Consider the following 21,120-nt stretch of genomic DNA (forward strand, 5'->3'; position numbering starts at 1 on the left):
CCCGCCGCCCCGAGGGGCGGCGGGCGGGGGCGTTCCGAACGGGCGCCGTCAGGCGTAGGGCGACGGCGCCATAGCGGGCTGTTGGGGGGTCAGGCGTCGGGCATTCCCGCCTCGACCCAGGCGGTGACATCGTCGAGCGTGAGCTTGAACCGGCGCAGCATCTCGTCGATCTCGGCTTCGGTGATGATCATCGGCGGGCAGAAGGCGATCGTGTCGCCGATGGCGCGGATGATCAGGCCGTGATCATGCGCGCGGTCGAACAGCCGCAAGCCCACCTTGCCGACGGGATTGAAGCGCGCCTTGGTTTCCTTGTCCGCCACCAGTTCCACGGCGGCGATGAGGCCCATGCCCCGCACTTCGCCCACCAGGGGATGGTCGGCAAAGCGGGCGAGCCCGGCGCGCATATACGCGCCCATGGCGGCAGCGCGCGCGACGAGGCCGCGCTCCTCGATGATGGCGAGGTTTTCCAGCGCCACGGCGGTGGCCACCGGATGGGCGCCCGTGGTGTAGCCATGGCCGAACACGCCGAGCGTCTCGGAATGGTCGGCGATCGGCTGGTAGATGGAATCCTTCATGAGGATGGCGGCGAGCGGCTGGTAGGAAGACGTGATCTGCTTGGAGCAGACGAGGATGTCCGGCGCGATGCCGAGGGCGTCGCAGCCGAACATCGTGCCGAGCCGGCCGAAGCCGTTGATCACCTCGTCGGCGACGATGAGTACGTCGTATTTGCGGCAGATCTCCTGCACCTTCTGCCAATAGCCCTCGGGCGGCACGATGACGCCGCCCGCGCCCATCAGCGGCTCGCCGATGAAGGCGGCGACCGTCTCCGGCCCCTCCGCGAGGATCATGTCCTCAAGCTCCTGGCCGAGCCGTTCGACGAAGGCCGCCTCGCTCTCGCCCGGCAGGGCGTTACGGTAGTAATGCGGGCGCGAGACGTGCCGGGCGAAGGGCAGGGGCAGGTCGAAGCCCTTCTGGTTGCCCGGGAGCCCGGTGAGGCTGGCGGCGGCAAGGGTGATGCCGTGATAGGCGCCCTCGCGGGAAATGAACTTCTTCTTTTCGGGCCGGCCCAGCGCGTTGTTGTAGTACCAGACGAACTTGATGACGGTGTCGTTGGCCTCGCCGCCGGAATTGGTGAAGAAGACGCGGCTGAGGCCGGCGGGCGCGATCTCGGTCAGCTTGCGGGCGAGCAGCGTCGAGGGGGCGTGCGCCTTCTGCGAGAACACATGGTAGTAGGGCAGCTTCTCCAGCTGCCGGGTCGCGGCCTCCACGAGGCGCGGCTCGCCGAAGCCGACGCCGACGCTCCACAGCCCCGCCATCGCCTCGATATATTCGCGCCCCTCGTCGTCATAGACATAGATGCCCGCGCCACGGTCGATGACGATCGGCCCCTGTCGCTCATGCCGGCGCAGATTGGTGACGGGATGGATATGGTGGGCGACGTCCAGACTGTGCAGCGAGTTGGTGAGCATTCTCGGAACCTTGGGGCGGGGCGGGAAGCCCCCCGCGGTATCAGTTTGCGGGGGAGCGGGAAGCGGCGCGTGTCTCGCTCGGTGTGCAGCCGAAACGGGCACGGTAGTTTCGGCTGAACTGGGCCTGGTCGCCGAAGCCCCATTCATAGGCGATTTCGGAGATCGACTTGCGGCAGTAGGGATCGCGCAGCATCGCCTCGCTGGCAAGCAGGCGCTGGTTGCGAATATAGGCGCCCACGGTGATACCTTCGGCCTCGAAGATCTGGTGCAGGTAGCGAACCGAAATGCCGCAGCCTTCCGCCACCATTTGCGGCGAGAGACGCATGTCGCCGAGCCGTGTGCGGACGAAATGCTCGCAGCGGTGCAGATGCGCGTTGCGCACCGTGGAGGAGTTCCCCGCGAGCACGCGCTCGTCGGCCTCAATCGCCATGGCCAGCAGGTCGACGAGCTGCTTGCCCAGCAGCGCGCGGGCCGGTTCGTCCATTTCGTCGATGCGCGCTCCGGTGAGGCGCAAGATGTCGACAAACATGGCGCCCACCGCGCGGCTGGCGTCGAACTGCAGTGTGGCGAGGCGCTCCGGTCGGGCGATGCGGGCCCGCAGCACGTCGCTGGGCACCTTCATCACCCAGAGCGCCGCCGGATCCGTGTGGCTGAACTCGTAGGGCAGGTGGCTGCGCTCGATGAGGAACGCGCCCGGCCGGCAATGCACCTGCCGCCCGTCCTGCTCGAAGCGGATTTCGGCCAGTTCGGGAACGGTGATGAGGTAGCTCTCCTCGCGCTCTGCCACCAGATGGCGCTCATGCCGGCGGTAGAGCAGCCCGTCCGAGACATTGCGCGACACCGCGACCGGGCCAAGCGACCAGGCGCCCAGGCTGCCCGAGAAGGTGTCGCCGGAAGCGAAGCGCAGATCCAGAGGAAAATAGGTGCTGGAGACGGCAGACTGCCAGAACTGGCGCCTCTGCATCGGCGACGCCTGATCGGTCGAGTAGCTGGCACGCATGTCACGCTCCTCCGATCCAATGCGGGGCGCCTTCGGGCGCGCCGCTGCGGGTTCAACAGTCACGTTCCGGAGCGGCACGCAGCCACGCCGTTGGCTGGGTCGCAGATGCAAGCCGGCGGTCAGGCCCGCCAAGGCTGCACCGCCTCCTTCAAGATGCGCGCCAACTCTACCGCGTTTGGCGTATCGGAGTGGATGCAAATCGTGTCGGCCTTCATGTCGAAGTCCCGGCCGTCGATGGTTGTCGCCTTGCCTTCGGCAAGCATCCGCACCGCTCGGCGCGCCGCCTCGACGGGATCGCGCGCGTCATGCGCGCGGGTGATCAGCAGGGCGCCCTCGGGATCATAGTCGAGATCGGCATAATATTCCGCGACGAAGGGGAGCCCCCGGCTGCGATACACCTCTTCGTGCAGCGTGCCGGCCATGCCGATCACCGGCACGCGATAGACCGAGGCGGCGTCCGCCACGGCCTGTGCCACCTCTTCCCGGCGTATCGCGGCGCCGTAGAGAGCGCCGTGGGGCTTCACATGATTAAGCTTCAGCCCGGCCTCGTCGAGGAACGCCTTCAGCGCACCAATTTGGTAGAGGAGGCAGGCGGCGAGTTCCTCGCGCCCCATGGCCATGTCCCGCCGGCCGAAGCCCTGCAGGTCGGGAAAGGACGGATGGGCCCCGACCGCCACGCCATGTTCAATCGCCAGGCGCACGGTTTCGCGCATGACCATCGGGTCGGAGGCGTGGAAGCCGCAGGCCACGTTGCCGATATCGATATGCGGCATGATGCCGGCATCGTCGCCGCAGCGATACAGGCCGAACCCTTCGCCCATGTCGCAGTTGATGACGACACCCATGCCAAGCTCTCCGTGTCTCCAAGGATGGTGCGAAGCGTGGCGAAGCAAGGCGGTAAGCGTCAAATCGTATTAAGCGGATGCCGATATCTTAATTTTCGATGGCCGGTGTAGGGCTGCGCGGCTCCTCCGAAGAGGCGGAACGGCCTGCACTGTCGCCCGCCACCGCGAAGCGCAGGAAATTGCAGAAGGCCCGAGTGGCCGGGGTGAAACCGGTGTCGCGCCGCCAGGCGAGGCCGACATCCATGCTCGGCACCTCGTCGGCGAGATCGCGCAGTTCGATGCGCTGGCCCTCCAGCGACCAGGGCCTGTAGATGAGATCGGACAGGATGGTGATCCCCATGCCCCCGCCGACCATGGAGCGCACGGCTTCCACCGAGGAGGTGCGGAAAATGGTGTTGGGCTCCAGCCCCTGCGCCGCCCAGTAGCGCAGGGCGGTGTGCTTGGCCTCGTCGACGGTGAGCATGACATAGGGGTAGCGGGCCACGTCGGCGAGGCTCACCCGCTCCGGCCGAGTAAGCGGATGCGAGGGGGTAAGCCATAGCCGGCGCGCCGAGCGCAGCAGCAGCTGGCTGGCGAGCTCCTCGCTGTTCTGCAGATTGGAAACCAGCAGCACCGCGACATCCAGGGCCCCGTCGACCAGAGCCTGCTCCACCACCGAGCGCGGGGCCTCGAACAATTCGATGGTGATGCCGGGAAAGCTCGACTGGAAGCGCATCTGGTGGCGCGGCAGGAAATAGCCCGACACCGTGTAGGTGACGCCGACACGCACCATGCCGACGATAGGGTCGGTGGAGTGGCGGGCATCGCGCACCGCCTCGGCCACCGCCGTCAGGATCTGCCGTCCCTGGGAGAGGAAGCGGCTTCCCTCCAGCGTCACGCTCACCCCCGTGGGGGTGCGGTCCAGCAGCCGCGCGCCCAGCATCCCCTCCAATTGCTGGATGGCGGCGGTGACTGCCGACTGGGACACATTGAGCTCGACCGCAGCCTGGCTGATCCGCCCAGACTCGGCGGCAGCGACGAAGTAGCGGATCTGCTTCAGCGAAATCGACATGGTGTCCTCGTCACCGGCAGGGGTACTGCGGCATGCTATCTGATTTTCTGATGTCCCGAATTCCTTAATGCTATTTCTCGACGGGGGCGTCTTTTGCAACTCTTCCCGTAGCGATGAACCGAGCTTCGATGGGCGCAATGCGATGGTGAAGACGATACAGGCACCGCTTCCGGGCACCTTCTATCGGGCGACCGCGCCCGGCGAGCCGGCGTTCAAGTCGGAGGGCGATACCGTCGCGGTGGGCGACACGATCGGCCTGATCGAGGTGATGAAGTCCTTCACGCCGGTCATCGCGGAGGAGGCGGGCACGCTTCTCGCCTTCCATGTCGAGAACGAGGATGCGGTCATGGCCGGCCAGCCGCTTTACGATCTCGACGCCGGACCATGAGCATCTCGTCGATCTTCATCGCCAACCGCGGCGAGATCGCGGTGCGCATCATCCGGGCGGCCCGCGAACTCGGCCTGCGCACCGTGCAGGCGGTAAGTGCCGCCGATGGCGACATGCTGGCCGCCCGGCTTGCCGACGCCGTCGCACCCGTTGGCCCCGCCCACGCCACCAAATCCTACCTCAACCAGGAGGCGGTGGTGCGCGCGGCGGTGGAGAGCGGCTGCGACGCGGTGCATCCGGGCTATGGCTTCCTGTCCGAAAACGCCGATTTCGCGCAGAAGGTGGAGGAGGCCGGGCTCGTCTTCATCGGCCCGCGACCGGACACGATCCGCCAGATGGGTGACAAGGCGCGCGCCCGGCGGGAAGCGCAGGCCGCCGGCGTGCCGACGGTGCCGGGTACGGAGGGCGTCGTCGTCGAACTCGACACCGCCCGGGCCGAAGCCGCGCGCATCGGCTATCCCGTGATGATCAAGGCCGCTGCCGGCGGCGGCGGGCGCGGCATCCGCGTCGCCCGCGACGAGGCGGAGCTTTCGACGCAGTTCCCGCAGGCGAGCGGCGAGGCCCGGGCGGCCTTTGGCGATGGCGGGCTGTATCTGGAGCGATTCATCGACCGCGTTCGCCATATCGAGGTGCAGGTGCTCGGCGACGGCACGCGCGCCGTGCATCTCTATGAGCGCGAATGCTCGCTGCAGCGCCGGCGGCAGAAGGTGTGGGAGGAGGCGCCCGCCGCCTGCCTGAGCCCCGAGCAGCGCGCCGCCCTGTGTGCCTCCGCCGTGCGGCTCGCCGAGCGGGTGGGGTATCGCGGCGCAGGCACGCTGGAATATCTGTTCGACGAGACCACCGGCGAGTTCTTCTTCATCGAGATGAACACCCGCATACAGGTCGAGCATCCCGTGACCGAGATGGTGACCGGGATCGATCTGGTGCGGGCGATGATCCGCATCGCGATGGGCGAGACGCTGATGTACCGTCAGGACGACATCGTGCTGAGCGGCCACGCCATCGAGGCCCGCATCTGCGCCGAGGATCCGGCAGCCGATTTCCGCCCCTCGCCCGGCACGGTGAGCACGCTTGCCGTGCCGGGCGGCTTAGGCGTGCGCTTCGATACGCTGCTCTATGCCGGCTACACCGTGCCGCCCTTCTATGACTCTTTGCTCGGCAAGCTGATCGCCCATGATGAGAGCCGTGCCGCCGCGATCATCCGGCTCGATCGCGCGCTGGGCGAACTGACGATCGAGGGCCTGCCCACCACCGCGCCGCTGCACCGCGCGCTCGCCGTGGATCCGGCGGTAAAGGCCGGCGCGGTCCATACGCGGTGGCTGGAGACATGGCTCGCCGGCGCGCCTTTGGCCGGGCCTTCCACCGGGCCCGCCTCTCCCATCATTGCCACCTCAGCCTGAGGGATCGACCGCGATGCAGATGCGCTATTCATTCGGCGGTGACGAACACATCTTCGTCGAGGTCGAGGAGGAGATGTCGCTGGAGGCTTTCTTCAAGAGCCTGTCCATGACCAATGCCGTGCGCGAAAGCCGCATTGCCGGGGTCACCGAGATCTGCCCGGCCAACGCCTCGTTCCAGGTCAAGTTCAACCCCGACATCATCGCTCCGCACGACATGCTGGCGGAGCTCAAGAGCTTCGAGGCCGCTGCGGAGAGCGCCGAGAAAACCATCGAGACGCGCATCATCGAGATTCCGGTGCTGTATGACGACCCGTGGACCAACGAGACCCTGATGCGCTTCCGCGAGCGCCATCAGGACCCGACGGCGACCGATCTCGAATATGCGGCGCGGGTGAACAATTTCGCCGACGTGGCGAGCTTCATCGCGGCGCATGCGGCCGCGCCCTGGTTCGTCTCGATGGTCGGCTTCGTCGCCGGCCTGCCCTTCACCTACCAGCTGGTCGAGCGGGCGAAGCAGATCGAGGTGCCGAAATATCTGCGTCCGCGCACCGATACGCCGCGCCTCACCGTCGGCCATGGCGGCTGCTTCGGCTGCATCTACTCGGTGCGCGGCGCCGGCGGCTACCAGATGTTCGGCGTCACGCCGATGCCGATCTACGATCCCACCGGAAAGATCAGCTATCTCAAAGAGCTGATGATCTTCCGCCCCGGCGACATCATCAAGTTCCGCGCCATCGAGCGCACGGAGTATGACGCCGCCGTCGCGGCGATCGACGCGGGCAGCTTCGAGCCGAAGATCGTGCCGGTGCCGTTCTCGCTCGACGCCTTCACGGCCGATCCCGCCGGCACCAACGCCAAGCTGCTGGAGGCCCTCAATGGCTGAGCACTCGTTCGAGGTCGTGAAGCCTGGCCTCGCCACCACCGTGCAGGACCTCGGCCGGCCGGGCTACTACCATCTCGGCCTGCCCGTCTCCGGTGCCATGGACCGTTTCGCGCTGATTGCCGCCAACCGGCTGGTCGGCAATCCCGATGGCGCCGCGGGGCTGGAGGCGGTGTTTCTCGGACCGGAGCTGCGCTTTTCCGCCGACGCGCTCATTGCCGTCACCGGCGCGGAACTGCCGCCCAAGCTCGACGGCGTCGAGCAGCCGCTCTGGACCGCCATCGCCGTGAAGGCGGGGCAGGTGCTGTCCTTCGCCTTTCTCAAGGGCGGCGCGCGGGCCTATATCGCCATCAATGGCGGCATCGATGTGCCGGAAGTGCTCGGCTCGCGCTCGACCTACGCGCTAGGCGCGCTGGGCGGCTTCGAGGGCCGGGCCTTAAAGGCGGGCGACGTGGTGCCGCTGGGCACGCCAACGGGCACCGGGCGCGAGGGCGCGACGCTGCCGCTTGACCGGCGCCGGCCGGTGCAGGTGAGCGGGGTGGAAATCCGCGTACAGCCGGGCCTCTATTGGCACCGCATCACCGAGGAGGCGCAGGCCGGCTTCTTCGAGGACACCTGGAAGGTGGCGCCCGAAGCGGACCGCATCGGCTATCGTTTCCGCGGTGGCCGGAAGCTCGACTTCGTGCCGCGCGAGCCGCCCTTCGGCGCTGGCTCCGATCCCTCCAACATCGTCGACAGCTGCTATCCCTATGGCTCGATACAGGTGCCGGGGGGCACCGAGCCGATCGTGCTGCACCGCGACGCGGTGTCGGGCGGCGGCTATTTCATGATCGGCACGGTGATCTCGGCCGACATGGACCTGATCGGCCAGCTGCAGCCGCACCAGCCCGTGCGGTTCGTGGCCGTGACGCTCGAGGAAGCGCTGAAGGCGCGCGCGGTGGAGACGGCCCGGATGGAGAAGCTGCAGCCGTCGCTGCACGCGGGCAACTGATCAGCAATACGGCGGGACCCGGGCGTGTTCCTCAGCGTTTCTCGTCATCATGCGCCGCGAGATACAGCACCGATTTCAGCGGCAGGGTCTCCAGGCTGACGCTGCGCAGTTCGGGATGCGCCTCGCCCACCAGGTCGGTCAGCACCGAGCCTGGCGGCGCCTGGAGGAACAGCCTCACCCCCCGCTCGACCAGCAGTTCCGTTGTCTCGCGCCAGCGCACGGGTTGGGCGACATTGCGCGACAGGTCCTCGGCGAGGGCTGCGGGGTCGCTGATCATTCGGGCGCGGCTGGCGCTGGCATAGGCGATGCGCGGGGCGCGCATCTCGACGGTGCGAAACGCCTCCATCAGCGACACGGCCACCGGGTCGAGCAGGGGACAATGCGACGGCGTGGCGACGTGGAGCCGTTCCGCCTTGCGCGCACCGGCGTCCAGGGCGGCGGCGCAGGCCCGCGCCAGTGCCTCATCCGCACCGGAGATCACCTGCTGGAGCGGGGCATTGTCGTTGGAGATATAGAGCGGCGCGCCCTCCCGGGCAGCCTCAACCAATGCCGCTACCCGGCGGGCCGTGAGGCCGACGATCGCCACCATGCCGAAGCCCGACGGATAGAGCCGCGCCATGTCGCTGGCGCGCAGCCGCACCAGCTTCAGCGCGTCGGCGAAGGCGAGGCAGCCCGCCGCCACGGCGGCCGGAAAGGCGCCGACCGACTGGCCCAGCACCACGTCGACCCGCGCCCCTTCCGCCGCCAGCATCCGCGCGGTCGCGACGCCGGCGATCAGCAAGGCGAGCTGCGCCGCGAGCGTGCCTTCCAGCGCCTCGGCGCTTTCCAGCGCGCGCCAGTCCTGCCCGAGCGTGTCCGCCGCTTCCGCGCGCGTGCTACGCGCCGCCGGGTGGTCGGGCAGGGCGGACAGCATTCCCGGCCGCTGTGCGCCCTGGCCGGGGAAAAGCAACGCGGTTCGCATCGGCCTACCCTCCCGGGGCGGTGAGCTCGGTAGGGGCGATCAGCCGTACACCGTCCGGCTGGCGCAGCAGCACGCTCCCACTGGCACCGGCGAACTCGGACAGCGAGAACCCGCCACGCGGCGTTTCCACCAGGACATCGATGCGGCAGGGCGCGGCCGTCACGTCCCCGGCGAGGGCGAGGAGGGCCGCCTCCGGCAGGGGGAATCCGCAGCGCAGGATGAGATCGAGGTCGCTGGCGTCGGTCAGCACGGGCGCGCCGGTGGCGAGCTCGAAGCCGGCGCCGCCGGCGACGCCCCAGATCAGGCCCTTCTGCTGGAGCATCGGCGCAAGATCCGCCAGAACCTCGAGCACCTTCAGGCCTGTACGCTGCCCGTGCCGCCACGCCTCGCGCGCCACGAGGTCCTCGGGCGCGACTCTCTCGCCGATGCCGGCGGGATCGAGAGTGGCGGCGCAGCGTTGGTCGCGGGAGATGCCGCGTATGCCGACCGCCACGCGCCTCTCACGCGGCGGGGGGCGGCGTACTACCACCCAAGGGGCGGATTCCAGCGCGCCGGCGAGCCAGAAAGGCGGGTCCACGACCGAAACTGCCTCCGGGGAAGGAAGCCGCAGCAGGTCGTGGACCCGAAGCTCGCTCAGTTCCATTCCGCCGCCAGCCGCTCGCGCACCGTGATGGAGGCGGCGCGATTGGCCCGCGCCTCCGCCGAACAGCGCCGGCTGGAAAGGTCGCGCGGGCCCTGCCGGGCATCGGCGATGGCGGCGACCAGGCGCTCGCGCACGCGGGCCGTGTCGTCCGCCGTGGGTGCATCGGCGTTCACCCCGGCGATCAGCTCATGCAGCAGGCCGAGTTTGGCGAAAGATTCGACGTCATAGGCGAGCGGCAGGATGGTCTCGCCGAGGCGTTCGAGATCGGCCACGCTGCGCTTGGTGACGCGCGCGGCGGCCGCCTTGCCCATGGCGTGGATCGAGACGCCGGGATCGTTCAACGCGAGCACGCGATTGGCCTGATAGCCATGCGCAAGGAAGGCGCCGGAGAGCGCATTGCCCACCACCAGCGCCACCACCGGATGGCCTTCCAACCGCGCGGTCGCATAGGCATCGACCGCCGCCGCGCAGGCGAGATGGATGCCGAGCAGTTCTTCCATCCGGCCATAGGCCTGGCTTGGCACATCGACGATGGCGAGGATCGGTCGGCCCGAGCCGTCGATCGCCTCGCGCACCCTTGCCGCGATGGCCCAGCCCTCGTCGATGCCGATCTCTCCGTGCCGCGCGCGGGGGAGGCGGTTCTGCGCATCCGGCACCACCGCGATCACCCGCATCGTGTCGCCGCCCAGCGCCACATCCGCCGCGAGGACCGAGGCCGGCCCTCCCAGAAGGCGGGGCGCGTTGCCGGTGATGGCCTCGAACCAGTGCCGGCCCCGCAGGCTTGCCGTCTCATCCATCATGTCTCCCCCGACCAGAGGCTGCGCAGCACGGAACCTTCCGCCTTGGCGGGAAGATCGGTTAGCCGCGCGCGCCACACATCGACCTCGGCGCTGCGCGTGGCAGCGGACGCGCCGGCGGCAAAGGCATCGCGCACCGCCTGCCTTATCGCGGTCTCGTCATCCTCTACCAGCGTGTCGGCGAAGCCCGTGGCGACGCGCTGCTCGCCGCCGGTGAGGCTCCAGATCAGCGGCCGGTCGCGGCTGTCGAGCTCGGCGATTCCGGCATTCTGCTCGATCACCTCGGGACCGTTGAGGCCGAGGCGCGCCTGCCGCGTCATGATGAGATGGCTGACCAGCCCGGCGGTGATCGACATGCCGCCGAAGCAGCCGACCATGCCGGCGATGACGCCGACCACCGGCGCGTGGCGGCGCAGCGCCACCAGAGCGGCGTGGATATCCGCCATGGCGGCAAGGCCGAGATTGGCCTCCTGCAGCCTCACGCCGCCGGTCTCGAACAGCAGCACCGCGCGAATGGGACGGCCCGCCTCGGCGTCGGCGGCGGCAAGTTCCAGCGCCCCGGCAATCTTGGCACCGGAAACCTCCCCGGTGCTGCCGCCCTGAAAGGCACCCTCGATGGCCAAGACGACGGCCGGCACGCCCTCTAGCGTGCCGCGCGCCACCACCACGCCGTCGTCGCTCTGCGGCACCACGCCCTGCGGCGCCAGCCAGGGCGATTCGACATGGGCGAAGGGGCCGAGTAGCTCGCGGAACGTGCCGGGGTCGAGCAGCGCCCGCGCCCGTTCGCGCGCGCCCATCTCGATGAAGCTGGTGCGGGAGAGAAGTTGTTCGGCCACGCTCATGATCCGCTCTCCTGCGATGACGGGGCCGTTTCTTCCAGCGCCTGGGCGAGGCGCAGCGTGACCACGCCCGGCGTGGCGCCGGCATCGTTGATCTCCACCCGCATGGCGACCGGGTGGCGAGCGAAGAAGCGCTCCAGCGTGGCGCGCCAGATCGGCCCGAAACCATCCACGCTGGTGCGGATCGTCACCGTCGTCGTCTCGGCGGGTGAGAGCAGCACCTCCAGATCGCCGGAGGCGACGACGCCGACATGCGCCCGGCGCGCAATGGGTCGGGTGCCGGGAAAGTTGAGTTGCAGCGTTTCCATCGGCTCACCCCTTCGTTTCGTGGGCATCAAGCAGCAGGGCGGCGGCCAGCATGTCGGCCGCCCCGCCGGGCGAGGCGTTGAGGGCGAGAAGCCGTCGATCCAGCGCCAGCAACGCGGTGCGTCCCGCTTCGGTGCCGGCACCGCCCGCAGCGAGCACGGCCCGCGCGCCGAGCCGCGCCACCTTAAGCGCTCGCCGGCCATCGCGGTGCAGAAGACAGGTGTCGTCGAGGCCGGCCATCGCCGCCATCAGCGCATCGAGCCGGGCGCTCGTCTCGTCGCGCCCGCACTCGCGCGTCGCGCGCAGCGTTGCGAGGGCGAGGCGCGCATGGGGAAATCCGCCCCAGGCCTCGGCACGGGCACCCCCGACCCCATAGGCGCGGCAGGCGCGGGTGCCGTTGGTGTCGGCGGACGGCGCCCCGCGATCGGGGAAGCGCGCCAGAGCCGCGGCGTGGGTGCACAGCAGAGCCGCCGTTGCGCCGGGCAGCATTGCTGCCGCAGCGACCAGCAGGCCGAGTGCCCAGATCGCGCCGCGATGGGTGTTCGCGCCGCCGGTTACGGCGAACATGGCCCGCTCGCCGTCGCGGCCGATCCGCGCCAACTCCTCGCGCAGTGCCTGCGAGGGCTGAAGGCCCGAAGCGGCCTGCGCCATGTCGCGAAAGCAGCCGCGCAAGGCCTCGGCGGCGGCGAGCAGCGTATCGATGTCAATATCTGCATGGGCGCCCGGGCCCCGCCTGTCGACAAGGCCGGGCTTCGGCGTCAGCTCCGCCTCGGCCACCAGCGCTGCGACCGCCAACGCCGCGAGAGCGTCCGCGTCCGGCTTTGCCGGCGCACGAGACGGCGCGAACCGGGTGAGAGTGAGCTGTGTCATGCTCGCGGGTTCCGTCATGCTCAGTAGCTCCTGAAACGCGCGGGCGGCCGGTAGAGGCCCCCGGACCAGGCGACGAGATCTTCTATGGTGCGGGCGGCGAGCAGCGAGCGCTTCGCCTCGGTCGGACGCACGCCAAGGTCCTCGGGATAGGCAACGAGGCCGCGACGGCGCAGCTCGTCGGTCCGCGCGGCGTCGTGCCGTAGACCAATAGGGCTGACCCCCGCCACCGCCGCCAGCGCCGCGCGGCGCTCTTCCTGGTCGCGGGCGAGGTAGAGATAGGCCACGCCTTCCTCGGTGACGACATGGCTGACATCGTCTCCATAGATCATGATCGGCGCGATGGGCATGCCGGCCGTCTTGCCGACGCCGACCGCATCGAGCTCCTCCACGAAGGTCGGCACGCCGCCGGCCTGGAAGGTTTCCGCCATCTGCACCACCAGCTTGTGGCCACGCGCCGTGACGCTCGGGTCGGTCTTGAGGTCCAGCCACGCCTTGCTGGCATGGCGCCGGCCGCCGGGATCGTGGCCCATATTCGGCGCGCCGCCAAAGCCGGCGAGACGGCCGGCGGTGACGGTCGAGGAGTTGGCGTCGCCGTCGATCTGCAGCGTGGCGCCGATGAACATGTCCACCGCGTACTGCCCGGCGAGCTGGCACAGCACGCGGTTCGAGCGCAGCGAGCCATCCGGCCCGGTGAAGAAAACGTCGGAGCGGGCCTCGATATAGCCCTCCATGCCGACCTCGCCGCCGAAACAGTGCACGCTCTCCACCCACCCGCTCTCGATGGCGGGGATGAGGGTCGGGTGCGGGTTCAGCGTCCAGTGCTTGCAGATCTTGCCCTTGAGCCCAAGCTGCGCGCCATAGGTCGGCAGCAGCAGCTCGATCGCCGCCGTGTTGAAGCCGATGCCGTGGTTGAGCGAAACCACGCCGTGGCGCTCATAGATGCCGCGGATCGCCAGCATCGCCATCAAGATGTGCTGCTCGGTGATGAGGCGCGGGTCACGGGTGAACAGCGGCTCGATGGCGGCTGGCGTGTCCGCTTTCACGATGAAGTCCACCCACGAGCCGGGAATGTCGACGCGCGGCAGCGTGTCGACGATCTCGTTGACCTGGGCGATGACGATGCCGCCGCCAAAGGCCGTCGCTTCCACGATGGTCGGCGTGTCCTCGGTGTTGGCGCCGGTGTAGAGATTGCCGTGCCGGTCGCCCTTTTCCGCCGCCACCAGCGCGACGCGCGGCGTCAGGTCGACGAACATGCGGGCATAGAGTTCCACATAGGTGTGGATGGCTCCCACCTCCAGCTTCTTGTCTTCGAGCAGCTGGGCGACCCGCAGGCTCTGCGGGCCGGCGAAGGCGAAGTCGACGCGCCGGGCGATGCCGGTCTCGAAGATGTCGATCTGCTCGGGCCTGCTGATGCTGGAGATCAGCATGTGCAAATCATGCACCTTCGCCGGGTCGACCTTGGCGAGCGAGCGGGAGAGGAAATCCGCCTGCTTCTGGTTGTCGCCTTCCAGGGCCACGCGGTCCCCGGGGGCGAGCACCGCCTCCAGGGCCGCGACCATGGAGGCGGTGTCGAGCACGCGCCCCTCCGCAAATGCGCCCATCCGTTCAAGCCGGCGCTGCTTGTCCTCGCGGCGGCTCGACCAGGAGCGTCCGGGCGTCTGTGCGTCGGCTTGCGTCATAGGTCGATCCTTCACAAAACCACGAACAGGAACCACACCACGAACGGCGCGATAAAGGTGACGGCCGCGCCATAGGCGAGCAACTGCTTGAAGAAGCCGTCACGCGATGCCTCCGGCGAGTTGGCCAGCACCAGCGCGCCATTGGTCGAGAACGGGCTCACATCGACGATGGTCGACGATACGGCCATGGCGGCGATGAAGCCGATCGCCTCCACGCCGGTCCCTGCCTGCAGGAAGGGCACGGCCAGCGGGATCAGCGAGCCGAGCACCGCAGTGGATGAGGCGAAGGCCGATACGATCGCGCCGATGAGGCACAGCACCAGGGCTGCCATGAGCGGGGAGGCGAGGCCGGCGACGCTGTCGGCGGCGTAGCTGATCGTGCCCATGGCTTCCATCACGCCGACATAGGTCGAGACGCCGGTGATCAGCACGATTTCCGGCCAAGTCACCTGCGCCACCGCCTTGCGCTGCAGCGTCGGCGCGATCAGCGACAGGACGAGCCCGATGGAGATGGCGCAGAAGCCGATGTCGAGCTTGAAGGCGAGGGTGAGCACCGCCAGCAGGATGATGCCCGCCAGCGTGATGATCTGATACGGCCGGCTATTGGCCATCGGGTCGCTGCCCGGCACGCCGCCCTCGGCGATACGCCGTTCCAGGGTGATCGCCTCGGTCTCGGCATCGCCATAGCGCGGCGGCGTGGCGGCCGGATAGCCGGCGCCAGCGGGAGCGCCCGCCATATGGACCTGCCGGCCCAGCAGCTTCATGCCGCCGAGCGCGAAGAACAGCAGCACCGCGACGCCGCCATTGACGAAGAAGCTCGCCAGGAAGGTGACGATGGGATCCAGCGGCAGGCCGGCCTTCGCCACCACGCCATTGGTGATGCCGCCATAAATGCTGATGGGGGAGAAGCCGCCCGCCTGTGCGCCATGGATGACCATGAGGCCCATCAGCAGCGGGCTGATGCCATATTTCACGGCGAAGCCGAGCGCGATCGGGGCGATGATCGCCACGGCGCCGGGGCTCACCGCGCCCACCGAGGTGAGGGCCGCCGCGACGAGGAACATCACCCATGGAATGGCGACGACGTAACCGCCCACCGCCCGCACCGCCAGGCGCACCAGCCAGTCGATGGTGCCGTTGTTCTGGGCGATGGCGAACAGATAGGTGATGCCGACCAGGGTCAGGAACAGGCCGGAGGGGAAGAAGGCGAGGATCTTCGCCGTTGTCAGCCCCGCGAGCAGGGTCCCGACCAGGAAGGCGCCGGCAAAGGCAAGAACGCCCATATTGACCGGAAGGATCGTCGCCACCACGAACATGGCGGCAAGGCCCAGGATGGACAGAACCTCATGCGACATGAGCAGCCTCCCAGGTCTGGCACGGCTCCGCGTGAAGGGCGTGTCTCAGGTGCCACCGCCCGCAATGGCGGGCGGCCTCCTCTCGTGTCGTCATTGGCGTTCCCCTTGCAGGCGTTGTGGTGGCCCTGCTGAAGCGGATGATGGATCTTCTGAATATTCTGTCAACCTTTTCGTATACAAGAACGTCATTCGCGTATCGAGAACGGCCTGCTTCGCGGCGCATGGATCGCCGCGCTGCATTCAAGACGATTGACAAGGGCAGGCGCACTTCGTTGACTCCGCGGCGGTCGTTGCCCGCTTCTCCGCCGTCCCGGCAGGCGAGGCGAGGGGCGTCCGGCGGGCGAGTACGTGCATGAGAACGGAACAGGACGTGGCGGAATTCGGCCCCACCCGGCATGCGGATCGGCTGCGCCATGCGATCGAGACCGACATCGTCACCGGTGTGTTCCGGCCGGGCGAGCGCCTCGACGAGCAAAGCCTGGCGGACCGGTTCGGCGTGTCGCGCACGCCGCTGCGCGAGGCGCTGGTGCAACTCGCCGCCAACGGGCTGATCAAGCTGATGCCGCGACGCGGTGCCTTCGTGGTCTCGCTGAGTTTTCAGGAGATCGTCGAACGCTTCGAGATGATGGCGGCGCTTGAGGGCATGTGCGCCGGCCTGGCGGCGCGGCGCTTCAACGAGCAGGATCGCCTGTTGCTGCTGGACGCGCTGGCTGCCTGCGAGCAGGAGGCGCGGAACGGCGACAGCGACAGCTATTACCAGGCCAATGAGCGCTTTCACCAGCTGATCTACGCCGCATCGCGCAACAGCTTCCTCGCGGAGCAGGCGCGGCAGCTCCAGACGCGCCTCCAGCCCTATCGTCGCCTGCAATTGCGCGCCGGCCGGCGTATCGCCGCCTCATTCGCCGAACATCAGCGCATTGTCGACGCCATCCTCGCCGGCCGGGGGGAAGAGGCCGCGCGCGAACTGCGCGACCACGTCATGATCCAGGGCGACCGCCTGCGCGACTTCTTCGCCAGCCTCGCCCATGCCGACGGGATGGCCACTTAGCGGCATGCGCGGGACGCGGCGGTGAGGGGGCGCGCCGCGCGCTAGGCGGCGAGAGCCTGCGAGAGAGCCGTGCGCTGGGTCCCGGCTCGCCTTCCGCTCCGCTGCAGGCGTCCGGGAAACGGGGGCTGTGTGAATCGCGACCGCCGCATGAATCGCGACCGCCCGTGAACCGCGACCGCTATGTAAATCGCGCCCGCTGTGTGGATCGCGACTTCCGTTCCCCGGACAAGCGACGCGCGGCGTCGCGCCGATCCGGGGCCCAGAGGGCCCGGGCGGGCGGCGTCAACCGGCGTCACTGAAGGGGAAGACGCCTGATCGAAGAGGTAGGCGCCTGAGAGTCTTCCGCTGGGTCCCGGCTCGCCTTCCGCTCCGCTGCAGGCGTCCGGGACACGGGGGCCTTGTGGATCGCGACCGCTGTGTGGATCGCGACCGATGTGTAAATCGCGACCGCTGTGTGGATCGCGACTTCCGTTCCCCGGACAAGCGACGCGCGGCGTCGCGCAGATCCGGGGCCCAGGGGGCCGGGCGGGCGGTGTCCGCCGGGCGTCAGTGAAGAGGAAGACGCCTGATCGAAGAGGAAGACGCCTGAGGGTCTTTTGCTGGGTACCGGCTCTGCGCTCCGGCTGCGCCTCCGCTTGGCCGGGACAGGGGGGGCAGGCGCCCCGCCCGCTACCCCCCGAACATCGCCTTGTACTGCTCGCGCAGCAGGTTCTTCTGCACCTTGCCCATGGTGTTGCGGGGGAGGTCGTCGAGGAAGATGACGCGCTTGGGCAGCTTGTAGCGGGCGAGGCGGTGCTCGAGGGCGTCGATCACCGACTTCTCGTCCAGCGCCGCATCGGGGCGGGCCACCACCACCGCCGTCACCCCCTCGCCGAAATCGGGGTGGGGAAGGCCGATCACCGCGCTCTCGACGACGCCGGGCAGCGCGTCGATCTCGGTCTCGATCTCCTTGGGATAGACGTTGTAGCCGCCCGAGATGACGAGGTCCTTGCCGCGACCGACGATCTGCACATAGCCATCCGGCCCGATGAGGCCGAGATCGCCGGTGACGAACCAGCCATCATGGAACTCGGCCGCCGTCTTCTCCGGCATCCGCCAATAGCCCTGGAAGACATTGGGCCCGCGCACCTCGATCATGCCGATCTCGCCGGCGCCCAGCGCCTCGCCGCTTTCGGGCGCCACCACGCGCAGTTCCACCCCCGGCAGCGGAAAGCCCACCGTGCCGGCGAGGCGCGCGCCATCATAGGGGTTGGAGGTGTTCATGCCGGTCTCGGTCATGCCGTAGCGCTCGAGAATGGCGTGGGACGTCGCCGCGCGCCATGCCCGGTGCGTCTCGGCCAGCAGCGGCGCCGAGCCGGAGATGAACAGCCGCATCCCCGCCGCCGCCTCGGCGGTGAGGTTGGGCGACTTCAGCAGCCGGACATAGAAGGTCGGCACCCCCATCAGCACGCTCGCCCGGCCCATGAGCGTCAGGATCAGTTCGGGGTCGAACTTCGGCAGGAAGATCATCGAGGATCCCGCCGCCAGCGTGACGTTGATGGCGACGAACAGGCCGTGCGTGTGGAAGATCGGCAGGGCGTGGATCAGCACGTCGTCCGCCGTGAAGCGCCAGGCCTCGACCAGCGCCTGCGCATTGGAGGCGAGGTTGGCATGGGTGAGCATCGCCCCCTTGGAGCGGCCGGTGGTGCCGGAGGTGTAGAGCAGCGCGGCGAGGTCGTCCGGCCGGCGCGGCACGTCGGCAAAGCTGGTGCGGCAGGCATCCGCCGCGGCGCGCAGCGTGCCCTGGCCCTCCCCATCCAGCGTCACCACCTGCCCGACGCCCTGCGCGGCAGCAATGGGGGCGAGCGCCACCTCGGCCGCGGGATCGCAGACGAAGATCGCCGGCTGCGCGTCACCGAGGAAATAGGCGACCTCCGGCGGGGTGTAGGCGGTGTTGAGCGGCAGGAACACGCCGCCGGCCCGCACCGTGGCGAGATAGACGAACACCGCCTCGACGCTCTTCTCCACCTGCAGCGCCAGCCGGTCGCCGGGCTTCAGCCCCAGCGCCACCAGCGCATGGGCATATTGCGCGGTGCGCCGCTCGGCCTCGGCAAAGGTGAGGACGGTGCCGTCAGGCGTCTCGATGAAGGCCCGCGCCGCAGCGCCGGGAGCCCGCAGGGCGTCAATCAGATGGTTCGGCATGGCGGCGCAATATCCGGAAAACAGGCGGCCAGATTACCGCCCCTTCACGAGGCCGACCATCAGCTTCTGTCTGCGCCATTGGTTGTCGGAATGCACAAATGCTCCGCGCCCCGCGTATGCAGCGGCGATGCATGTCCAATGGTCCGCCACCGTGCCATCGGCTCCCCGTTCCGCCTACTGGTGCATCCCATGCACGAAACGCGGGCGAAATAGCTGATTGTCCCCCTCCCGGCATTTGATGAAGGTTGGGCATCAAAGCGTCGCGCGCCGCACAGCGTGCGGCGGCGGTTCGAGGAGCCTTACCTTCATGAGCGCAGACGCCACGTCCCCCGCAGGCAAAGGGGCTTCCGGTCCCCTGTCCGGCCTTCGCGTGATCGATGCCACGCACATGCTGGCGGGGCCCTATTGCACATGGCTGCTGGGGGCTCTCGGCGCCGATGTCGTGAAGATCGAGCGGCGGGGCGCGGGCGACTTCACGCGCATCATCGCTCCCTTCAAGGACGAGAAGAGCATCTATTTCATGAGCGTGAACCGCAACAAGCGCAGTCTCACGCTCGACCTCAAGCATCCCAGCGGCAAGGCGGTGATGACGCGCCTGCTCACGGGCGCCGACGTGTTCGTCGAGAACAACCGTGCCGGCGTCATGGACCGCCTCGGCTTTGCCTATGAGACGGTGGCGGCGTTCAACCCACGGCTGGTCTATGCCTCGATCTCCGGTTTCGGCCAGACCGGCCCGTATCGGCACAAGCCCTCCTTCGACGCCATCGCGCAGGCACTTTCCGGCATGATGAGCATCACCGGCGAAGAGGCCGGCCCCCCGGCGCGGGTGGGTGCTTCCATCGGCGATATCGGCTCCAGCCTGTTCGCCACCATCGGCGTGCTCTCCGCCCTGCAGCAGCGCGAGCGCACCGGGCGCGGCACCTTCGTCGACGTTGCCATGCTGGATTGCCAGCTCGCGCTGATGGAGAACGCCATTGCGCGCTTCCTGAATGCCGGCGAGACACCCCGGCGTCTGGGCAGCCGTCATCCCCTCATTGCCCCGTTCCAGGCCTTCGCGACGGCCGACGAGCCGATCGCGGTCTGCGTCGACACCGCAGAGCAATGGGAGCGGCTGTGCGGCGCGCTGAAGCGGCCGGACCTGCTGGCCGATCCGCGCTTCCCCAACGGTTCGGTGCGCGCCGACCGACATGCCGAGCTTGAGCCGATCCTTGCCGAGCTGTTCGGCGCACGCGGCCGCGACGAATGGCTGGCAATCCTCGACGCGGCCGATGTGCCGGCCAGCGCCATCAATTCCGTGCCGGAGGCGCTGCAGGATGCTCAGGTGGTGTCGCGCAACATGGTCAAGGAGGTTCCCGCCGGCTCGGGGATGCGCTTCGTCTCCCTGCCGATCCAGATGCCGCACACGCCGCTTCCCGAGGAGAAGGCGCCTCCGGCTCTCGGCGAGCACAGCGAGGAGGTCCTCGCCGATTTCGGCTTCTCGCCGGAAGAAATCGAGGCTCTGCGTGCGGAAGCGGTGATCTGAGCAGGGGAGGCGGGTTGCGCCCGCCTTCCGGTTGAAAGGCCCCGCGACCGACGCCGAAGGGGAGGCCCCGGTGCCCTCAGCGGCCCTTCCAGACCGGGGAGCGCTTGCCCAGAAAGGCCGAAATCGCCTCCTGCATGTCCTGCGAACCGTAGCAGGCGGCCAGCAGGTCATCATCGGCATTGGCGGGCACGCTATGGTCGCGCAGGCGCAGCAGCGCCTGCCGCGTCGCCCAGAGCGTGAGCGGGGCGAGCTGGGTCAATGCTTCCGCAACCTCCTGCGCCTTTTCGTCGATCTCGTCATCGCCCACCACCATGCGGATGGCGCGAACCGCGAGCAGGTCCTCGGCACCCAGCAGCTTGGCGCTGAAGATCATTTCGCGGGTCACGGCGGTGCTGGTCATGGCGATGAGGCGGGCATAATTGGTGAGGCTGAGGCAGTTGCCGACCGTGCGGGCAATGGGAAAGCCGAAGCGCAGCGACGGCGCGGCGATCCGCACATCGCAGGCGGAAGCAAGCAGCGCCCCCTGTCCGACGCAGGCACCGGCCATCGCCGCAACGGTGGGAACCCGCAACTGCTCGATGGCGACGATCAGGCGTTCCGCCTCGCGTTCCAGCGCGACGGCCGCCACCGGGTCCGTCGCCTCGCTTAGCGCGCCCATGTCGGCGCCGGCCATGAAGGCCGGCTTGTCGCCGCGCATGCCGGTGAACACCACGGCGCGGACCGTGTCGTCGGCGGCGATTTCGGCCAGCGCGGCAACGAGTTCATCCTCCATGCGCGCCGACATCGCATTGCGCACGCGCGGCCGGTTGAAGACGAGCCATTCGACGGCCCCGTCGCGCCGGCGGGCGAGATGGGGCGTATCCATGTCTTGAGAGGTCATCGGAACGTCCTAAGG

Annotated in this window: 20 protein-coding genes; 6 read left to right on the forward strand and 14 right to left on the reverse strand. The window is 68.7% G+C overall.

Translation table 11 applies throughout. From position 1 onward, the window contains the following. Window positions 1-89: 89 nt before the first annotated feature. From ACQY76_RS17430 to ACQY76_RS17445, 4 genes are all read right to left on the reverse strand, one after another. Window positions 90-1,469: an aspartate aminotransferase family protein gene (locus ACQY76_RS17430; protein ID WP_428029971.1), complete on the reverse strand. Its 1,380-nt coding sequence runs from the start codon at window positions 1,467-1,469 to the stop codon at window positions 90-92. Between the two features lie 40 nt (window positions 1,470-1,509). After that, entirely contained in the window at window positions 1,510-2,469 is a 960-nt protein-coding gene (locus tag ACQY76_RS17435) for a helix-turn-helix domain-containing protein (RefSeq protein ID WP_428029972.1), read from the reverse strand. A 119-nt stretch (window positions 2,470-2,588) separates the two neighbouring features. After that, entirely contained in the window at window positions 2,589-3,314 is a 726-nt protein-coding gene (locus ACQY76_RS17440) for a LamB/YcsF family protein (protein WP_428029973.1), read from the reverse strand. Window positions 3,315-3,402: 88 nt separating this feature from the next. Beyond that, the gene (locus ACQY76_RS17445) at window positions 3,403-4,365 is read right to left on the reverse strand and encodes a LysR family transcriptional regulator (protein WP_428029974.1); all 963 of its coding nucleotides are present in this window, start codon (window positions 4,363-4,365) and stop codon (window positions 3,403-3,405) included. Window positions 4,366-4,507: 142 nt separating this feature from the next. Between ACQY76_RS17445 and ACQY76_RS17450 the strand changes: the two genes are divergently transcribed. From ACQY76_RS17450 to ACQY76_RS17465, 4 genes are read left to right on the forward strand one after another with little or no spacing between them, the layout of a single operon-like run. Further along, window positions 4,508-4,753, forward strand: coding sequence for an acetyl-CoA carboxylase (locus ACQY76_RS17450; protein ID WP_428029975.1), 246 nt, complete (start codon window positions 4,508-4,510; stop codon window positions 4,751-4,753). Continuing rightward, window positions 4,750-6,153 (forward strand): acetyl-CoA carboxylase biotin carboxylase subunit, encoded by a 1,404-nt coding sequence (locus ACQY76_RS17455; RefSeq protein ID WP_428029976.1) that lies wholly within the window; start codon window positions 4,750-4,752, stop codon window positions 6,151-6,153. The genes ACQY76_RS17450 and ACQY76_RS17455 overlap by 4 nt, the downstream gene beginning before the upstream one ends. Before the next feature lie 13 nt (window positions 6,154-6,166). After that, window positions 6,167-7,036, forward strand: a complete 870-nt coding sequence (locus ACQY76_RS17460; RefSeq protein WP_428029977.1) for a 5-oxoprolinase subunit B family protein — start codon at window positions 6,167-6,169, stop codon at window positions 7,034-7,036. Beyond that, the gene (locus ACQY76_RS17465) at window positions 7,029-8,024 is read left to right on the forward strand and encodes a biotin-dependent carboxyltransferase family protein (protein ID WP_428029978.1); all 996 of its coding nucleotides are present in this window, start codon (window positions 7,029-7,031) and stop codon (window positions 8,022-8,024) included. Before ACQY76_RS17460 ends, ACQY76_RS17465 begins: the two co-directional genes overlap by 8 nt. A gap of 31 nt (window positions 8,025-8,055) precedes the next feature. On the opposite strand, the gene ACQY76_RS17470 is transcribed toward ACQY76_RS17465, so the two are convergent. The 8 genes from ACQY76_RS17470 to ACQY76_RS17505 are packed head-to-tail and all read right to left on the reverse strand — an operon-like array spanning window position 8,056 to window position 15,474. Continuing rightward, the gene (locus ACQY76_RS17470; RefSeq protein ID WP_428029979.1) at window positions 8,056-8,985 is read right to left on the reverse strand and encodes an ACP S-malonyltransferase; all 930 of its coding nucleotides are present in this window, start codon (window positions 8,983-8,985) and stop codon (window positions 8,056-8,058) included. Window positions 8,986-8,989: 4 nt separating this feature from the next. Then, a complete protein-coding gene (locus ACQY76_RS17475) occupies window positions 8,990-9,628 on the reverse strand; it encodes a malonate decarboxylase holo-ACP synthase (RefSeq protein WP_428029980.1) in 639 nt (212 codons plus the stop codon). Beyond that, window positions 9,619-10,425 carry a biotin-independent malonate decarboxylase subunit gamma gene (gene mdcE / locus ACQY76_RS17480; RefSeq protein WP_428029981.1) on the reverse strand — a complete coding sequence of 269 codons (807 nt, stop codon included), beginning with the start codon at window positions 10,423-10,425 and terminating at the stop codon, window positions 9,619-9,621. The genes ACQY76_RS17475 and mdcE overlap by 10 nt, the downstream gene beginning before the upstream one ends. Next, window positions 10,425-11,267, reverse strand: a complete 843-nt coding sequence (locus tag ACQY76_RS17485) for a biotin-independent malonate decarboxylase subunit beta (RefSeq protein ID WP_428029982.1) — start codon at window positions 11,265-11,267, stop codon at window positions 10,425-10,427. The genes mdcE and ACQY76_RS17485 overlap by 1 nt, the downstream gene beginning before the upstream one ends. Beyond that, window positions 11,264-11,572 carry a malonate decarboxylase subunit delta gene (locus ACQY76_RS17490; RefSeq protein WP_428029983.1) on the reverse strand — a complete coding sequence of 103 codons (309 nt, stop codon included), beginning with the start codon at window positions 11,570-11,572 and terminating at the stop codon, window positions 11,264-11,266. Before ACQY76_RS17490 ends, ACQY76_RS17485 begins: the two co-directional genes overlap by 4 nt. A gap of 4 nt (window positions 11,573-11,576) precedes the next feature. Further along, entirely contained in the window at window positions 11,577-12,440 is an 864-nt protein-coding gene (locus ACQY76_RS17495; protein WP_428029984.1) for a triphosphoribosyl-dephospho-CoA synthase, read from the reverse strand. Between the two features lie 20 nt (window positions 12,441-12,460). Beyond that, window positions 12,461-14,119 carry a malonate decarboxylase subunit alpha gene (gene mdcA, locus ACQY76_RS17500; protein WP_428029985.1) on the reverse strand — a complete coding sequence of 553 codons (1,659 nt, stop codon included), beginning with the start codon at window positions 14,117-14,119 and terminating at the stop codon, window positions 12,461-12,463. 11 nt (window positions 14,120-14,130) lie between these two features. Continuing rightward, complete coding sequence (locus ACQY76_RS17505) at window positions 14,131-15,474, reverse strand: SLC13 family permease (RefSeq protein ID WP_428029986.1); 1,344 nt, start codon at window positions 15,472-15,474, stop codon at window positions 14,131-14,133. Between the two features lie 352 nt (window positions 15,475-15,826). On the opposite strand from ACQY76_RS17505, the gene ACQY76_RS17510 reads away from it, so the two are divergent. Further along, complete coding sequence (locus ACQY76_RS17510; protein ID WP_428029987.1) at window positions 15,827-16,522, forward strand: GntR family transcriptional regulator; 696 nt, start codon at window positions 15,827-15,829, stop codon at window positions 16,520-16,522. A gap of 669 nt (window positions 16,523-17,191) precedes the next feature. Here ACQY76_RS17510 and ACQY76_RS17515 read toward each other — a convergent pair. Beyond that, on the reverse strand, window positions 17,192-18,703 hold the full coding sequence (locus ACQY76_RS17515) for a malonate--CoA ligase (RefSeq protein WP_428029062.1): 1,512 nt from the start codon (window positions 18,701-18,703) through the stop codon (window positions 17,192-17,194). Between the two features lie 307 nt (window positions 18,704-19,010). On the opposite strand from ACQY76_RS17515, the gene ACQY76_RS17520 reads away from it, so the two are divergent. Next, window positions 19,011-20,225 (forward strand): CaiB/BaiF CoA transferase family protein, encoded by a 1,215-nt coding sequence (locus ACQY76_RS17520; RefSeq protein ID WP_428029988.1) that lies wholly within the window; start codon window positions 19,011-19,013, stop codon window positions 20,223-20,225. A gap of 76 nt (window positions 20,226-20,301) precedes the next feature. Here the strand turns inward: ACQY76_RS17520 and ACQY76_RS17525 are convergent, their stop codons facing one another. After that, entirely contained in the window at window positions 20,302-21,105 is an 804-nt protein-coding gene (locus ACQY76_RS17525) for an enoyl-CoA hydratase (protein WP_428029989.1), read from the reverse strand. Window positions 21,106-21,120 lie beyond the last annotated feature (15 nt).

The sequence above is a fragment of the Ancylobacter sp. genome, assembly GCF_965279025.1.
Lineage (GTDB): Bacteria > Pseudomonadota > Alphaproteobacteria > Rhizobiales > Xanthobacteraceae > Ancylobacter.

What these genes read in the sequence shown, in the direction of transcription:
- ACQY76_RS17495 (WP_428029984.1), bottom strand. Translation starts at nt 12,440, where the DNA reads ATGACACAGCTCACTCTCACCCGGTTCGCGCCGTCTCGTGCGCCGGCA.
- ACQY76_RS17430 (WP_428029971.1), bottom strand. Translation starts at nt 1,469, where the DNA reads ATGCTCACCAACTCGCTGCACAGTCTGGACGTCGCCCACCATATCCAT.
- ACQY76_RS17485 (WP_428029982.1), bottom strand. Translation starts at nt 11,267, where the DNA reads ATGAGCGTGGCCGAACAACTTCTCTCCCGCACCAGCTTCATCGAGATG.
- ACQY76_RS17520 (WP_428029988.1), top strand. Translation starts at nt 19,011, where the DNA reads ATGAGCGCAGACGCCACGTCCCCCGCAGGCAAAGGGGCTTCCGGTCCC.
- ACQY76_RS17510 (WP_428029987.1), top strand. Translation starts at nt 15,827, where the DNA reads ATGAGAACGGAACAGGACGTGGCGGAATTCGGCCCCACCCGGCATGCG.
- mdcA (WP_428029985.1), bottom strand. Translation starts at nt 14,119, where the DNA reads ATGACGCAAGCCGACGCACAGACGCCCGGACGCTCCTGGTCGAGCCGC.
- ACQY76_RS17440 (WP_428029973.1), bottom strand. Translation starts at nt 3,314, where the DNA reads ATGGGTGTCGTCATCAACTGCGACATGGGCGAAGGGTTCGGCCTGTAT.
- ACQY76_RS17450 (WP_428029975.1), top strand. Translation starts at nt 4,508, where the DNA reads ATGGTGAAGACGATACAGGCACCGCTTCCGGGCACCTTCTATCGGGCG.
- ACQY76_RS17525 (WP_428029989.1), bottom strand. Translation starts at nt 21,105, where the DNA reads ATGACCTCTCAAGACATGGATACGCCCCATCTCGCCCGCCGGCGCGAC.
- mdcE (WP_428029981.1), bottom strand. Translation starts at nt 10,425, where the DNA reads ATGGATGAGACGGCAAGCCTGCGGGGCCGGCACTGGTTCGAGGCCATC.
- ACQY76_RS17460 (WP_428029977.1), top strand. Translation starts at nt 6,167, where the DNA reads ATGCAGATGCGCTATTCATTCGGCGGTGACGAACACATCTTCGTCGAG.
- ACQY76_RS17470 (WP_428029979.1), bottom strand. Translation starts at nt 8,985, where the DNA reads ATGCGAACCGCGTTGCTTTTCCCCGGCCAGGGCGCACAGCGGCCGGGA.
- ACQY76_RS17490 (WP_428029983.1), bottom strand. Translation starts at nt 11,572, where the DNA reads ATGGAAACGCTGCAACTCAACTTTCCCGGCACCCGACCCATTGCGCGC.
- ACQY76_RS17445 (WP_428029974.1), bottom strand. Translation starts at nt 4,365, where the DNA reads ATGTCGATTTCGCTGAAGCAGATCCGCTACTTCGTCGCTGCCGCCGAG.
- ACQY76_RS17435 (WP_428029972.1), bottom strand. Translation starts at nt 2,469, where the DNA reads ATGCGTGCCAGCTACTCGACCGATCAGGCGTCGCCGATGCAGAGGCGC.
- ACQY76_RS17465 (WP_428029978.1), top strand. Translation starts at nt 7,029, where the DNA reads ATGGCTGAGCACTCGTTCGAGGTCGTGAAGCCTGGCCTCGCCACCACC.
- ACQY76_RS17515 (WP_428029062.1), bottom strand. Translation starts at nt 18,703, where the DNA reads ATGCCGAACCATCTGATTGACGCCCTGCGGGCTCCCGGCGCTGCGGCG.
- ACQY76_RS17475 (WP_428029980.1), bottom strand. Translation starts at nt 9,628, where the DNA reads ATGGAACTGAGCGAGCTTCGGGTCCACGACCTGCTGCGGCTTCCTTCC.
- ACQY76_RS17455 (WP_428029976.1), top strand. Translation starts at nt 4,750, where the DNA reads ATGAGCATCTCGTCGATCTTCATCGCCAACCGCGGCGAGATCGCGGTG.
- ACQY76_RS17505 (WP_428029986.1), bottom strand. Translation starts at nt 15,474, where the DNA reads ATGTCGCATGAGGTTCTGTCCATCCTGGGCCTTGCCGCCATGTTCGTG.